Source organism: Geodermatophilus sp. SYSU D00698, assembly GCF_054050335.1.
Window position 1 is genome coordinate 14,644 of record NZ_JBJGZD010000020.1, and the last position, 13,177, is coordinate 27,820.

The window sequence follows — 13,177 nt, forward strand, 5'->3', positions numbered from 1 at the left end:
CTCATGTGGTCGCCTCTCCTGCGCCGATCCTGCTGGGTCCGACCTCGCGGACACGACGGGCGGGGACACCGGCGTAGACGCCGCGGGGCAGGCAGTCGGCCGCCACGACCGCTCCCGCCGCCACGACCACGTCGTCGCCGATCGTCACGCCGGGCAGGACGGTGACGCGGGCGCCCAGCCACACGCGGTCCCCGATCACCACGGGCAGGCCACTGGCCTGCGACCGCCACGTCCCGCCCGGACCGCGGTGGTCCGAGGTGATGATCATCGTCTGCATGCCGACGGCGCAGTCGACGCCGATCTCGACCGGCGCGACGGCCTCGATGTAGCACTGCAGGTTCAGGTAGCTCCGCGCCCCGATCCGGACGTTGCGCGGATCCCCCTCGAAGCGGCAGGCGGGGCTCACCGCGAAGGAGTCGACCGCCATGCCGCCGAGCCGGTAGAGCGTGCGGCGCAGCACCTTGGGGACGGCGAAGGAGGCCGCCACCCGGTTGAACCAGAGGTTGCGCCGGAAGACGCGCGCGTCGAGGCGCAGCGACTCGACCAGCAGCCGGAGGTCGGACCGGCGCGGCGTCCCCCGGCCGGCGGGCGGCGCCGTGGTCACGACGCGGCCTCGGGCCGGGCGGGCACCTCGGTCTCCGCCTGCCGCGGCCGGCCCGCGCTCGCCACGAGCTCCCGGTACAGCCGCCGCCCGATCGGCAGGACGGCGAGCGCCGTGACGACCTCGGCGGCCAGGTACACCAGCGCGAGCCCCTCGAGGCCGAAGTCGGTGAGGCCCACGGCGGTGACCGCGAGGAACACCACCGCCTTGACCGCGAGGGCCGTCACCAGCGGCCGCAGCCGCTTGCGCGCCACGCTCAGGGCGGTGAAGACCACGAACCCGGCGCTGAAGGGGAAGGACAGGGCGATGATGCGCAGCAGCGTGGTCCCCTGGTCGGCGTACTGGGAGCCGAGGAGGGCGAGCAGCAGGGGCGCGGCGGCCACGGAGACCGTCGTCGCCGCGACGCTCACCAGCGCGGTGAGGCGCATCGACCGCTTGATCAGCCGGCGGAAGGCGGCCGCGTCGTTGGCGTACTCGACGACGAAGGCCATGGCGATGCTCCACACCAGCGTGCCGAAGGAGACGCTGACGTACCACGGGACGTAGAAGTAGGCGGCCGCCTCGCTGCCGAGCTCCGCGGAGACGAGCACGGGCGGGAGCAGCGCGACGCAGCTGGCCAGCGCGCTGGCCGCGTAGTCCCCGGCCACGAACCCCTTGATGGAGCTCCAGCCGACGTCGGCCGACCCGGTGGACGTCGCGACGTGCCGGGGGACCAGCCGGCGGAACACGAAGGTGTTGACCACCAGGACGGCCAGCAGGGTGGGCACCACCAGCGCGGCGAGCGCACCCCAGCGGCTGGACAGGAGCACCAGCGGGAACAGGAGGGCCACGCGGAGCAGCCCGGCCACCAGGTTCTCCAGGGGCACCCACACGGCTCCGCCGAGGGAGGTCAGCGCGCCGTCCTGGACCAGGAACAGGGCGTAGCACAGCGTCGCGCCCACGAAGACCAGCGGGACGAACCACTCGTCGCCGAGGATGGCGCTGCCGAAGCCCAGTGCGACGAAGCCGAGGGTGACCACCAGGCCCATGCCCAGCGCCAGGCCGTAGGCCCGGGCGATGAAGCCCCCGGTCGCGCGGCCGGCCTGCGGGACGAAGCGCAGCAGCACGCTGACGATGTTGAGCTGGGCCAGCCCAGCCAGGAAGGTGATGGCGGACAGGGCCGACGACGCCTGACCGACCGCCGAGGCCGGCAGCAGGCGGGCGGCCACGATCCAGAACACGATGCCCAGGACACCGGTGAGGACCGTGGAGGCCATCAGCGCCACGGCGTTGAGCTCCATGGCCCGGCGCTTGCGCGGGGCCGCGGTGGCGGTCACGAGGTCTCCTTCGCGCGGGCTGCGAGGTAGGCGCGGGGCCCGGACACCATGCCCCGGAGGCGCAGCCGGCGGAGCTCCGCCGGGAGGCCCTCGAGCAGGGTGGTCACGCCGGGGTCCCGGGGGCGGAGCCGACTCCGTGCCACGGTGCGCGCTGCGTGTGCCAGCCCCACCAGGTGGCGGGGGTCGCGCGCGACGACGGCCGTCAGCAGCGCGGTGAACCCCGTTCCGTAGCCGGCCATCTGGCGGGCGAGCTCCGCGTCGGTGCGGCGGTGTGCGTGGCTGGTGATCGCCGAGGGCTCGTACCCGAGCGCGCGGCCGGACGCCAGCATCCGGACGACCATGTCGACGTCCTCGCCGCCGCGGCTGGGGGTCCCGGTGCCGAGGGCCTGGTCGAACGGCCCCTGGGCACGCAGGGCCGCGGTCCGGAAGGCCATGTTCGCGCCCATGAAGGTGCCCAGCTGGTAGAGCGAGTGCGTGCGGACGGTCCGGAGGGCGCCGTCCACGCGTCGCTGCACCAGGACCCGGTAGCGCGCCGGGTGCCAGGACCGGGCGCGCGGGCGCTCGAGGCGGAGGGTCTCGGCGACGAGCACCTTCGCCGCCCCACCGCTGTGCTGCTCGAACAGCTCCTGCGCCGGGGTCTCCAGCTCGCTGGGGACGACCAGGCCGCCCAGCCCGTCGAGGGCCGGCTCCGTCGCGAACCGCTCCGCCAGGGCCCGGACCCAGTGACGATCGGCCTCGACGTCGTCGTCGGTGAAGGCGACGACCTCCCCCACGGCCTCGTCGACGCCGCGGTTGCGTGCCGCCGAGATCCCGGGGACGGGCTGGCGGAGCAGGCGCACCCGCGGGTCGCCGAGCTCCGGCACGGCCGCGGCGGCGTCGCCGTCGGGGGTGCCGGGGCGGTTGTCGACGACCAGCACCTCGACCGGCGGGAGCTCCTGGTCGAGCAGGGCCCGCAGGCAGCGGGAGAGCCCCGCGGGCCGCTCGAGCATCGTCGGGATCACCACGGAGACGCTCGGCAGCGCACCCCCGGCCGCGACCGGGGCGTCCTCCGGCGCGGGCTCCACCAGCCGCTGCACCGCGGCGTCGCGGGCGTCGCGGTCGAGCGCCTCGGGGAGGGGGAGGGTGAACAGCCCCACCGGCCGGGCCCCGCGCCGGGCGACGACGTGCACCGCCCCGTAGCGGGCGACGTCCTCGTCGGCCAGGACGGGACCGTCGGTCCCGTCGAGGTCCCAGTGGACGACCTTGGTCGGCCGCCACCCGCCGTCCCCGGCGGGCGACGCCGCGGGGACGGCGCCGGCCTCCCGGTCCAGCCGCCGGTCCAGCCGCCGCTGCCGGATGTAGGCGCCGGGTCCGCGGAGCATCCCGGCCCGGTTCGCCGACAGCAGCTCGGCGGGGAAGTCCGCCGCGAGACCGGAGACGCGCAGGCTGTCGGAGCTGGTCATGTCCCGCACCGCCCTGCCGGCCAGCGCGGCCAGCCGGAGGAGGACGGGCGGCGAGTCGACGACCAGGGAGGTGTAGAAGGCGGTGAGGCCCGTGCCGTAGCCCTCCATCTGCCGGCGGAGCCCGGCCACGTCGCGGCGGTGGAAGTGCCGGGTGACCGCGCTGGGGCGGTAGAGGGTCGGGAGGCCCGAGCGCAGCAGGTCGGTGAAGACCCGCGTGTCCTCGGCGCCGTGCGTCAGGGTGCCGGCGCCGAGCGCGGCGTCGAAACCGCCGACGGCGCGCAGGGCCGCCGTGCGGAACGCCATGTTGGCGCCGACCCCGAAGGGGGGCAGGGGGTACAGGGGGCTCTGGCGGTCCCCGCTGCCCGGCCCGAAGTCGGCCGGCGTGAACCCGCGTCCCTTGCTGTGCCCGCCGAACTGCTCGAACCAGACCTGCGCACGGGTCGCCAGCTCGGCGGGGACGACCAGCCCGGACACGGCGGCGGCCTGCGGCCGCTCGGTCAGGGCGCGGGTCAGCTCCGACAGCCACATGGGGTCGGCGACCTCGTCGTCGTCGATCCAGGCGACGACCTCACCCTCCAGCGGCTCCTGCAGGGCCCGGTTGCGTGCCCGGGACAGGCCGGGCCGCGGCTCGACGACGTACCGGATGTCCAGACGGCCGGCGAAGCCCGCGACCACGTCCGCGGTGGCGGTGGTGACCGGCGCGTTGTCGACCACCCAGACCGCGAAGTCGGGGTGGTCCTGCGCGGTCAGGCTCTCCAGGCAGCCGGCCAGCGCCTCCGGCCGCTCCCGGGTGCACAGGACGACGCTGGCGCGGGGAGCGACGGCGAGGTGGCGGGCGTGCACCTCGCCGAAGCCGGGACCCGCGGCGCGACGGCGGCGCACGACGTCGCCCCACCGGCTGTCCAGGAGCCGCTGGAGCTCGTCGGCCCGCATCCCCTGATCGGGGAGCGGCACGACCTCCCACCCCACGGGCTCGCCGTCCAGGCGCAGCAGCAGCCACGCCTCGTCCGCGGTCGTCCCGTCCGGAGCCGTGCGCTGCAGCGGACCCACCGGGTCCGAGAGCTCGACGTCCAGGACGTGTGCCGCGGCGGTGTCGACCGCCGGGGCGGTGTCGTCGACCAGCGCCATCTCAGTTCGATCCGTCCGTTCCCCCGGTGGAGCTCATGTCAGCTCGCGGCCCAGCACGTGCTTGGCGGCGCGGCGAGCGGTGCGCCAGGCCGGCGCGGCGACACGCTTGAGGTGCGGCGCGAGCCCGGGCTCGCCCTTCTCGACGAGCGCCCGGAAGGCGTCGCCGGTGTCCCCCGGCCGGACGTGCAGGCGGGGAACACGGTACGGATCATCCGCGGACGTGGCGATCCTCCGCCCGACGATGCATCCGTTCGAGTAACCCGCCTCGGCCACCGCGCGCGCGACCCGGCGGCTCGAGTAGCCGTGGGGGTAGCAGAAGGAGACCACCGGCCGGCCGAGGGCGTCCTCGAGGGCCCGCCGGCTGTCGACCACCTCGGTGCGCAGGTCGCGGGAGGAGAGCGTGTCGAGCGTCCGGTGGTTGACCGAGTGGCTGCCGATCTCGACGCCGGCGTCCGCGGCGTCGGCCAGCTCCGACCAGCTCAGCCGTGACCCGTGCGGGTCGCCGGGCGGCAACCGGAGTCCGACGTCGCCGGTGGGGACGTACATGGTGGCGCGGGCGCCCAGCGAGACCAGCACCTCGACCGCGTTCGTGAAGTCGAGCAGGCCGTCGTCGAAGGTCACGCCCACGACCCGGGCGTCGGGGTCGGCGGCGCGGGCCGCGAGCGCCTCGGTGAGGCCGAGGAGGCGCCATCCCTCCGCGGCGAGTGCGCCGAGCTGCTCGGCGAGCTCACCGACGGGGACGGCGTGCTCGTTCGGTGCGGCCGGCGGTGCCGCCGGGGTCGAGTGGTACATCAGCACGGGCATCCGCCACCGCACCGACGGGCGCAGGAGGTCCCCGGCCACGGCGAGGGCGCTCACCGTGCACCTCCGGCCCGGGGACGGCGCGCCGGTGCGGCCCTGCCCTCGTCCGGGGTCCCGCGGCCCAGGTCGTCGACGACGGCCACGGGGGCGGCCGGCCGGGAGGAGCCCGGCCGTGCGGTGAGGTACCCGAGCCCTGCCGCCGCGACCCCGGCCACGATGGCGGCAGCCCGGCCGAGTCCGCCGACGACGTCCCCCCGGAGCGCCGCGGCGAGGTTGCGACCCACGCCGGCCAGCAGCACCGAGCGCACGTAGGCGGCCTCCTCGGCCAGGACGTGCTCGCCGGCGGTCGGGAGCGCCGCCATGTGCCGCTTGCCGGCGCCCTCCAGGTGGCTGCGGCGGAGGAAGAAGCGGAACGTCCGGCGCTCCGGCGGCACCTCGTGCCACACGACCGCGGAGGGGGTGAACCGCCAGCGGGAGCCCGGGCCGTTGTGCGCGTTGAGGCGGAGGCACAGCTCGGTGTCCTCGGGCTGGGAGGCGTCACCGACCTTGCCGAAGTCGTTGCTGAAGCCCCCGACCGCCAGGAGCGCGGTCCGGCGGACCAGCAGGTTGGCGCCCCAGACGTTGCGGACGTCGGTGCCCCCGCGCCGGGGGATCGAGCCGCCGACGACCCAGGAGAACTCCTCGGGGAACCACCGCGGCGCACCGCCCGGCCAGCGGGCCTCGATCGCTCCGCCGACGCCGGTGGCGAAGGGGGCCGCCCGGTGGGCCCGCAGCAACTCCTCGATCCAGGTCGGCTCGGCCACCTCGTCGTCGTCGAGGAAGGCGATGAGCTCGGCCGTGCTGACCATCGCCCCGGTGTTCCGCCCGCCGGACGCACCCCGGGAGTACTGGTTGGCCACGACGCGCGCCCGGTCACCGATCTCGCGGCGCAGCCGGTGCAGGAGGGTGTCGTTGTGGTCGACGACCACGATCAGCTCGACCGGGACGGTCTGCGCTGCCGCGGAGTCCACCGCGCGCAGGATGTCGGTCCAGCGGGCCTCGCTGAAGCAGGGCACGACCACGGCGACGGTGGTCATGCCACCTCCTCGACGCCGACCACGCCGGCGCGCGGCCGCAGCGCCGCCCAGTCCCCGGCCGACGGCTGGTGCCCGGTGCCGAGCGGGGACGGAGCCGTCGTCGCGGACGTGACCGACGCCGGCCGGGTGACCGGTCCCCGCGTGCCGTTGACCCGCTCGACGAGCAGGGCGCGCAGGACCCGCAGGCCGTCCCGCCAGGTGTTGAGGTTGCTCTGCCCGTGCAGGCGGGGGAACTCGAAGCTGGGGACCTCGGCGATGGTCAGCCGGGCCTTCGCCACGCGCGTGTTGATGATCGTCTCGATCTCGAACCCGTCACCCCAGGCCTTGTGGTCGCGCTCGCCGTCGGAGGCGTCGAGGGCGAGCACCGGCAGGCAGTGCGTCCAGAAGGCGTTGTACCCGTAGCAGAGGTCGCTGTAGGAGGTGCCGTAGAGCACGTTGACGATCCGGTTGAGCCAGCGGTTGCCCCACGCCCGCAGCTTGGTGATGTCGGCACTGCCGCCGCCCGGGGCGAAGCGCGTGCCCTTGGCGAAGTCGGCACCGGACGTGAGCGCCGCGACGTAGGCCGGGATCTCCCGCGGGTCGGCCGAGCCGTCGGCGTCCAGCATGACCACGATGTCGCCGGTCACCGCCCGGAAGCCGCACGCCAGGGCGTTGCCCTTCCCCCGCCGGTTCTGGCGGACCACCACGACGTCGGGACGGAGCCTGCGGGCCACCTCGACGGTGTCGTCGACGCTGCGCCCGTCCACCACGATGACCTCGTGCAGGTCCTCCGGGAGCAGGGCGAAGACGTGCGGGAGGTTCTTGGCCTCGTTGTACGTCGGGATGACCACGCTGATCCGGGGCGCGGTGCCGGGGTGGTGGTGCAGTGCGGTGCCCTCGTGTGGGCGCATGCCGGTCCTCTCGTTGCGGAGTCGGGTCCGGTTTCGCCTCTGCTCGCCGTCGGGTGGATGGCGACCAAGTCGCCCGACGGGTCATCGCTACCCGTGGTGCTGCTGCTGAGTGGTGTCCTCGCTGGCCGGTCAGTCGGCGCAGGGGAACCCGGGACGCGTGACGGCACATCGGTGTGCTGGTCCCCCGTGCCACCTGGCCGGCGTCGCACTCCCATGCTGACGGAGAGTCGTCGCCGTGTCCACAGAGTGATGGGTGCGTCACGTCATCGGGTGAACACCGCTGACGGTCGAGGACCCACGGTAGCCGATCGCCGGAGCCGTCCACCCGCCGGGGTGGACGACCCACCCGGGCGGGTGTCCCGGCCCCGGCGGGATCAGCCGAGTCGGTCGTCGACGATCTCGGCGGTCCCGGACTCCTCGACGGCCGACCGCATCTGCGTCAGCGCCTCCGGGTCGGCGTCGAGCGCCCACTCGAGGTAGTCGGTCGTGGCCTCGGCGATCACCGGCCAGGTCGGGGAGCTGTCGTCGTCGTAGGCACGGCTGTGGTCGGCGTCGGGGACCTCGATGAAGGCCTTGGGCTCCGGGGCCCTGCCGTAGAGCTCCGCGCCCTGCTCCAGCGGGATCGCGTCGTCGTTGCCGCCGTGGACGAACAGGACGGGGGCGCCGGCCTCGGCGAACGGCCGGGTCAGCTGCTGCCCGAGCTCCGGGACGAGGTAGGTCAGCTCGCCGCCGGCGAGGACGAGCGCGGCGTCGAAGCGGTCGTCGAGGTCCCCCTCGCTGCGCAGCAGGGCCGTCGTCAGGGCGCCGAGGGAGTGCCCGGCCGCGGCGAGCCGCTCCTCGTCGACGACGCCCTCCACGTCGCTGCCCTGCGTCCGGCCGAGCTCGAGGACCTGGTCGAGGACGAAGGACACGTCCGCGGGCTGCTGCAGCACGTCGGCGCGGATCTCCTCGGTCCCCTCCGCGCTCAGCGGGAACCGCGGCGCCGCGACGACCATGCCGGCCGAGGCCCAGCGGCTCAGCAGCTCCTCGTAGGCCTCGGGCGAGGCCAGGTAGCCGTGGCTGAACACGACCAGCGGGTAGGGGCCCCCACCGCCGTCGGGGTACCAGATCGTGGTCTCCAGCGTCCGGCTCGCCGCCAGTTGGTTGCCCTGGTCGTCCACGGTCGGCCTCGACGGGTCCTCGAAGGTGACCGTGGTGCTCGTCACCTGCAGCGCGGTGGGCTCGGCCGGCGTCGCGTCCTCGGGCGTCGCGTCGTCGGGCGTGGCGGAGGTGCAGCCGGTGACGAGCAGGGGAGCCACGAGTGCGAGGAGGACGCGGTCGCGCCAGCGGTTCGCCATGACCCCAGTCTCCGGCATCGGGCTGGAGCACCCCGGGACCAGGGCGCCCGGTGGGAGGTCTCACACGTCACCGCCCGACCGGCCACCGGGGGGCCGGGGACCGCGCTCAGCCGGCGGTCCACTCCAGCAGCTCGTCGGCGGTCCAGGTGTTGACCACCCGGTCGGGGTCGACGCCGGTCTCGACGGCGCGCTCGCAGCCGTTGTCCTGCCAGTCGAGCTGGCCGGGGGCGTGCGCGTCGGTGTCGACGGCGAACCGGCAGCCCAGCTCGACGGCGAGGGACAGCAGCCGCAGCGGCGGGTCCAGCCGCTCGGGCCGGGAGTTGATCTCGACGGCGGTGTCGTGCTGCGCGCAGGCGGTGAACACGGCCTCGGCGTCGAAGGCGCTCTCCGGCCGCGGCCGCTGCCGCCGTCCCTCCCGCTGCTCGCGGGGGATCAGCAGCCGCCCGGTGCAGTGCCCGAGGACGTCGGTGTGCGGGTTGGCGACCGCGGCGAGCATCCGCTCGGTCATGGCCGCGGACTCGGCGCGCAGGTCCGAGTGGACGCTGGCCACCACGACGTCGAGGCGGCCGAGCAGCTCGTCGGTCTGGTCGAGGCTGCCGTCGACGTTGATGTCGCACTCGATGCCGGTGAGGATCCGGAACGGCGCGAGCTCCGCGTTGAGCTCGGCGACGACGTCGAGCTGGCGCTCCAGCCGCTCCGCCGTCAGCCCGTTGGCCACGGTCAGCCGCGGGGAGTGGTCGGTCAGCGCCATGTACTCGTGGCCCAGCCCGATCGCCGCCTCGGCCATCTCGCGGATCGGGCTGCCGCCGTCGGACCAGTCCGAGTGCGTGTGCAGGTCGCCGCGGAGGGTGGCGCGGAACTCGGCGACGTCGTCGGCCAGCGGCACGAGCTCGGAGTGGGCCTCCTCGAGCCGGGCCAGGTACTCCGGCACCTCGCCGGCGTGCGCCTGCACGATCGCGGCGCCGGTCTTGGGACCGATGCCGCGCAGGTCGGTGAGCGTGCGCGTGCGGATCCGCCGGTCGAGCTCCTCGGGCCCGATCGTGTCGACGACGGCCGCCGCGGTGCGGAACGCGGCGACCCGGTGCGTGGGCTCGCGGGCGCGCTCCAGGAGGAAGGCGATCCTCCGGAGCGCGGCCGCGGGTCCGAGGGGTGTGCTCAGCTGGCCTTCCTCGCCTTCCTGGCGGCCTTCTTCTGGGCCTTGGCCGCGCGCCGGGTCGCCTTCTCGTAGTTCTTCTCCGTCGACTCGGCGGCGCGCCTGGCCGCGCGGCGGGCCCGGTAGCCGACCGACGGGCGGCCCTCGGTGTCGACGGCGGCGATCAGCAGGCCGCCGAGCAGGCCGGCGTTCTTGAGGAAGTTCGACAGCTGGCCGAAGCGCTCCTCCGGGTCCTCGTGCTCCCAGAAGCGGTGTCCGGCGAAGGTGGTCGGGACGATGCTCCCGGCCAGCGCGAGCGCGCTTAGGCGGGGCAGCTTGCCGAGCGCGAACAGCGCGCCCGCGCCCACCTTGATGCCGGCGTCGATCTTCACCCACTGCTCGGTGTCGCGCGGCACCTGGACCGGCAGCTGCTGGTCCGCCGTCCTGGTGATCGTGTCGACCACCGGCTGGGCCCCCGGCACACGGGTCTGCGGGTTGCGCAGGGTGTCGACGCCGCCGTAGAGGAACGACGCTGCGAGCAGGGGCCGGGCGATCCGGCGGACCAACATGGATGACCTCTTCCGTCGATGGGACCTCAGGCGTGTCCCTTGCCCAGGCAGCGGTTCGGGACACCTGATCGGAACCTAGTGATCCGCACCTCCCCGCGCTCGGTCGGTGCAGGTGCCGCCCGCAACACGGGATGATCGGCCGGTGCACCCGTCGGCCCGTCCGCAGTGGCGGCGCGCGTGGTGGGTGCTCCTGCTCGGGCTGGCCGCGATCGTCCTCTTCGGGACCGCCTTCGCGGTGCGGCTGAGCTGCGTTCTCGGGCACTGTGCGGTCCCGTCGGTGCGGCACCTGCTCGACCTCGACGCGGTCGGCGGGCTCCCGCGCCTGTTCACCACCGGCGTCTTCGTCGCCGTGGCGGCACTCGCGGGCCGCGCGTGCCGCTCGGCCACCGGCCGGGCCCGGCCGTGGTGGGCGGCGGTCGCGGCCGCGGGGCTGGCGCTCGCGGTCGTGAAGCTGGCGAGCGCGCACTCGCTGGCGGAGGCCGGGACGTCCCCGCTGACGACGCTGCTCCTCGGGCTCGCCGTCGCCGTGCCGTCGCTGTGGCTGCTCGCGGTGGCGGGCCGGGCGTGGGACGTCCCCGCGACGGTGCCGGTGGTGGCCGCGCTCGCGGGCTACGCCCTCGCCGCCCTGGGCCTCGACGTGCTCACCCACCTGGCCGGGCTGCTCGCCGGTGGTGCCGGGGCGGCGTCGGCGACGTTCGTCGAGGAGCTCGGCGAGGCGCTCGCCGCGGTGGCGGTCCTGGCGGTGGTCCGGTCCGGGACGTCGGCCGCTCACCCCGGCCGGTGAGCGGACCGGGTGGGGGTGTTCCCCGTGCGTCGCGGGTGCCGCCGGGCCGGCAGGGCGCGAGGAACGCCCGCGACGGGGCGCGGGGTCAGGCCGTGCGGCTGCAGTACACCGTCAGCGGCGCGCGCTTGCCGAACACGAACGACGACGCCGCCTCGCCCGTCTCGCCGTCGTAGGCGACGCGCTGCGGGCCCGACCACAGGTGCACGTGCAGCTCCGGCGTCGCGGAGGTGGCGTAGCCGGAGCTGCGGTCGCTGATCCCGAGCAGGGCGCCGAGCACGGCGCGGGTGCGGCTGAACGGGACGTCGGCGCGCAGGTACTGGACGTCGAGCAGGCCGTCCTCCAGCCGCGGCCGCCACGCCGGCGCCAGGCCGCGGGGGGTGTAGCGGCAGTTGCCGACGAACAGGATCCAGACCTCGACCGGCCGCCCGCCGAGCACCATCGACACCGGCGTCCCGGCGCGCAGCACCTGCGCCGCCGCCACCGCCGTCGCGGTCCACCGGCCGAGCCGCCCCTCGAGCGCGTCGCGGCGCCGCACGAGCTCCGGGTAGACGCCGATGCTCGCGGTGTTCAGGAACGGCACCCCGTTGACGTCGGCGACGTCCACGCGCACCGCCTGCCCGGCCGTCACCGCGTCGGCGGCGTGCTCGAGCGTCTCGACCCCGAGGTCGCGGGCGAAGTGGTTGAGCGTCCCCGCCGGGAGGACGGCCAGCGGCAGCCCGGCCTCCAGCGCCACCGCCGCGGCGGCCGCCACGCTGCCGTCCCCGCCGGCCACGCCGAGCGCCGTGGCCCGCCCCGACCGGGCGGCCTCCTCGAGCAGGTCGCCCACGCCGCACCCCTCGGACGCCGCCAGCACCTCGGCGCGGGGCAGCAGGCGCCGGATCTCCTCGGCGGGGTCGTAGCCCTCCGGCCCCGACCGCGGGTTGACGGCGACGACGAGGCCCTCGCCGTCGGGCAGCGCGGGGGCGCTGCTCCCGGGCCGCACGCGCGCCGGCTCGGTCGGGCGCACGGGCCACCACCGCCGGCCGGCCAGCGCCACGCCGGCCCCGATGGCCAGCCCCGAGACGACGTCACCCGGGTAGTGCACGCCCACGTGCACCCGCGAGTACCCGACCGCGACCGCGAGCGGGGCCAGCGCGGCGCCGGCCAGCGGGTCCTCCATCGCCACGCCGGTGGCGAAGGCGGCCGCCGACGACGAGTGGCCGCTGGGGAAGGAGAGGGTGTGCGGCGCCCGGCGCAGCCGACGGTCGGCCGCCAGGTTCGCCAGGTCCGGCCGCACCCGGCCGAACAGCCGCTTGAGGACGGCGTTGACCACGCCGCTGGCCACCGCCAGCGAGCCCAGGCCCCGCACCGCGCCCCGCCGCGGCGCCCCGCGGCGCAGCCCGAGCACCAGGGCGATCGCGAACCAGAGCTTGCCGTGGTCGGCCGCCCGCGACAGCCGCCGCAGCCAGCGGTCGGCCGGGCTCGCGGGCAGCGCGCCGACGGCGGCGTGCAGCCGGGCGTCCCAGTGGCGCAGCCGCAGCGGGGTCACCCGCGGGACGCTAGCCCTCCTCAGGCCTTGCGGCGGGCCCGGTAGGCGGCGACGGTCGAGCGGCTGGCGCAGGTGTTCGAGCAGTACCGGCGGCTGGCGTTGCGCGAGGTGTCCACGTAGACGTCGTCGCAGCCCTCGGCCGAGCAGACGCCGAGCCGCTGCCACCCGTGCTGGGCCACCACCTGGGACAGCCCCATCGCCACCGTCGTCGTCAGCTGCTCGAGCGCGGAGGCGTCGGGGCGCGCGTAGTGCAGGTGCAGCTCGCCGTCGTGGTCGGTGGCGTAGGGGTGCGGCCGGGCCAGGGCGAGCAGCTCGTTGAGCCGGGCGATGACGTCGTCCTGCGTCCCCGCGACGGCGACCGCGCGGACCAGGTCGGAGGTCGCGGCGGCGCGGCGGGTCTCGGCGGGGGAGAGCTCCAGCGCCGTCTCGGGGGTGAACCACTCGTCGTGGGCGCGCAGGAACGCCACCGCCCAGTCCGGATCCGCCGCGCGGTCGGCGTTGGCCAGGTCGATGGCCAGCTCCACGGCGTTCGACCCGTAGGTGTCGTAGTCCATGTGACTCCCTACCGCCCTG

The 13,177-nt window shown here is 75.6% G+C and carries 12 protein-coding genes; 1 reads left to right on the forward strand and 11 read right to left on the reverse strand.

Annotated elements, in window-relative coordinates; genetic code table 11:
* Position 1 precedes the first annotated feature (1 nt).
* The 9 genes from ACI8AB_RS17200 to ACI8AB_RS17240 all read right to left on the reverse strand — a co-directional run bounded on the left by ACI8AB_RS17200 (position 2) and on the right by ACI8AB_RS17240 (position 10,292).
* Positions 2 to 604 (reverse strand): acyltransferase, encoded by a 603-nt coding sequence (locus ACI8AB_RS17200; protein ID WP_456951117.1) that lies wholly within the window; start codon positions 602 to 604, stop codon positions 2 to 4.
* A complete protein-coding gene (locus tag ACI8AB_RS17205; protein WP_456951118.1) occupies positions 601 to 1,917 on the reverse strand; it encodes a lipopolysaccharide biosynthesis protein in 1,317 nt (438 codons plus the stop codon). Before ACI8AB_RS17205 ends, ACI8AB_RS17200 begins: the two co-directional genes overlap by 4 nt.
* On the reverse strand, positions 1,914 to 4,487 hold the full coding sequence (locus ACI8AB_RS17210; RefSeq protein WP_456951119.1) for a glycosyltransferase family 2 protein: 2,574 nt from the start codon (positions 4,485 to 4,487) through the stop codon (positions 1,914 to 1,916). The genes ACI8AB_RS17205 and ACI8AB_RS17210 overlap by 4 nt, the downstream gene beginning before the upstream one ends.
* 33 nt (positions 4,488 to 4,520) lie before the next feature.
* Positions 4,521 to 5,345, reverse strand: coding sequence for a polysaccharide deacetylase family protein (locus ACI8AB_RS17215; protein ID WP_456951120.1), 825 nt, complete (start codon positions 5,343 to 5,345; stop codon positions 4,521 to 4,523).
* Positions 5,342 to 6,364, reverse strand: a complete 1,023-nt coding sequence (locus ACI8AB_RS17220; protein WP_456951121.1) for a glycosyltransferase family 2 protein — start codon at positions 6,362 to 6,364, stop codon at positions 5,342 to 5,344. Before ACI8AB_RS17220 ends, ACI8AB_RS17215 begins: the two co-directional genes overlap by 4 nt.
* The gene (locus tag ACI8AB_RS17225) at positions 6,361 to 7,254 is read right to left on the reverse strand and encodes a glycosyltransferase family 2 protein (protein ID WP_387988466.1); all 894 of its coding nucleotides are present in this window, start codon (positions 7,252 to 7,254) and stop codon (positions 6,361 to 6,363) included. Before ACI8AB_RS17225 ends, ACI8AB_RS17220 begins: the two co-directional genes overlap by 4 nt.
* A gap of 374 nt (positions 7,255 to 7,628) precedes the next feature.
* Positions 7,629 to 8,591, reverse strand: coding sequence for an alpha/beta hydrolase family protein (locus tag ACI8AB_RS17230; protein ID WP_456951122.1), 963 nt, complete (start codon positions 8,589 to 8,591; stop codon positions 7,629 to 7,631).
* Positions 8,592 to 8,697: 106 nt separating this feature from the next.
* Positions 8,698 to 9,750, reverse strand: coding sequence for a PHP domain-containing protein (locus tag ACI8AB_RS17235; protein WP_456951177.1), 1,053 nt, complete (start codon positions 9,748 to 9,750; stop codon positions 8,698 to 8,700).
* The gene (locus ACI8AB_RS17240; RefSeq protein WP_456901616.1) at positions 9,747 to 10,292 is read right to left on the reverse strand and encodes a DoxX family protein; all 546 of its coding nucleotides are present in this window, start codon (positions 10,290 to 10,292) and stop codon (positions 9,747 to 9,749) included. The genes ACI8AB_RS17235 and ACI8AB_RS17240 overlap by 4 nt, the downstream gene beginning before the upstream one ends.
* A gap of 142 nt (positions 10,293 to 10,434) precedes the next feature.
* Here ACI8AB_RS17240 and ACI8AB_RS17245 point away from each other — a divergent pair, with 142 nt between their 5' ends.
* Positions 10,435 to 11,076, forward strand: a complete 642-nt coding sequence (locus tag ACI8AB_RS17245; protein ID WP_456951123.1) for a hypothetical protein — start codon at positions 10,435 to 10,437, stop codon at positions 11,074 to 11,076.
* 85 nt (positions 11,077 to 11,161) lie between these two features.
* Here ACI8AB_RS17245 and ACI8AB_RS17250 read toward each other — a convergent pair whose 3' ends face one another.
* The gene (locus ACI8AB_RS17250) at positions 11,162 to 12,604 is read right to left on the reverse strand and encodes a phosphatase PAP2 family protein (RefSeq protein WP_456951124.1); all 1,443 of its coding nucleotides are present in this window, start codon (positions 12,602 to 12,604) and stop codon (positions 11,162 to 11,164) included.
* 20 nt (positions 12,605 to 12,624) lie between these two features.
* The gene (locus ACI8AB_RS17255; RefSeq protein WP_387988461.1) at positions 12,625 to 13,158 is read right to left on the reverse strand and encodes a CGNR zinc finger domain-containing protein; all 534 of its coding nucleotides are present in this window, start codon (positions 13,156 to 13,158) and stop codon (positions 12,625 to 12,627) included.
* Positions 13,159 to 13,177 lie beyond the last annotated feature (19 nt).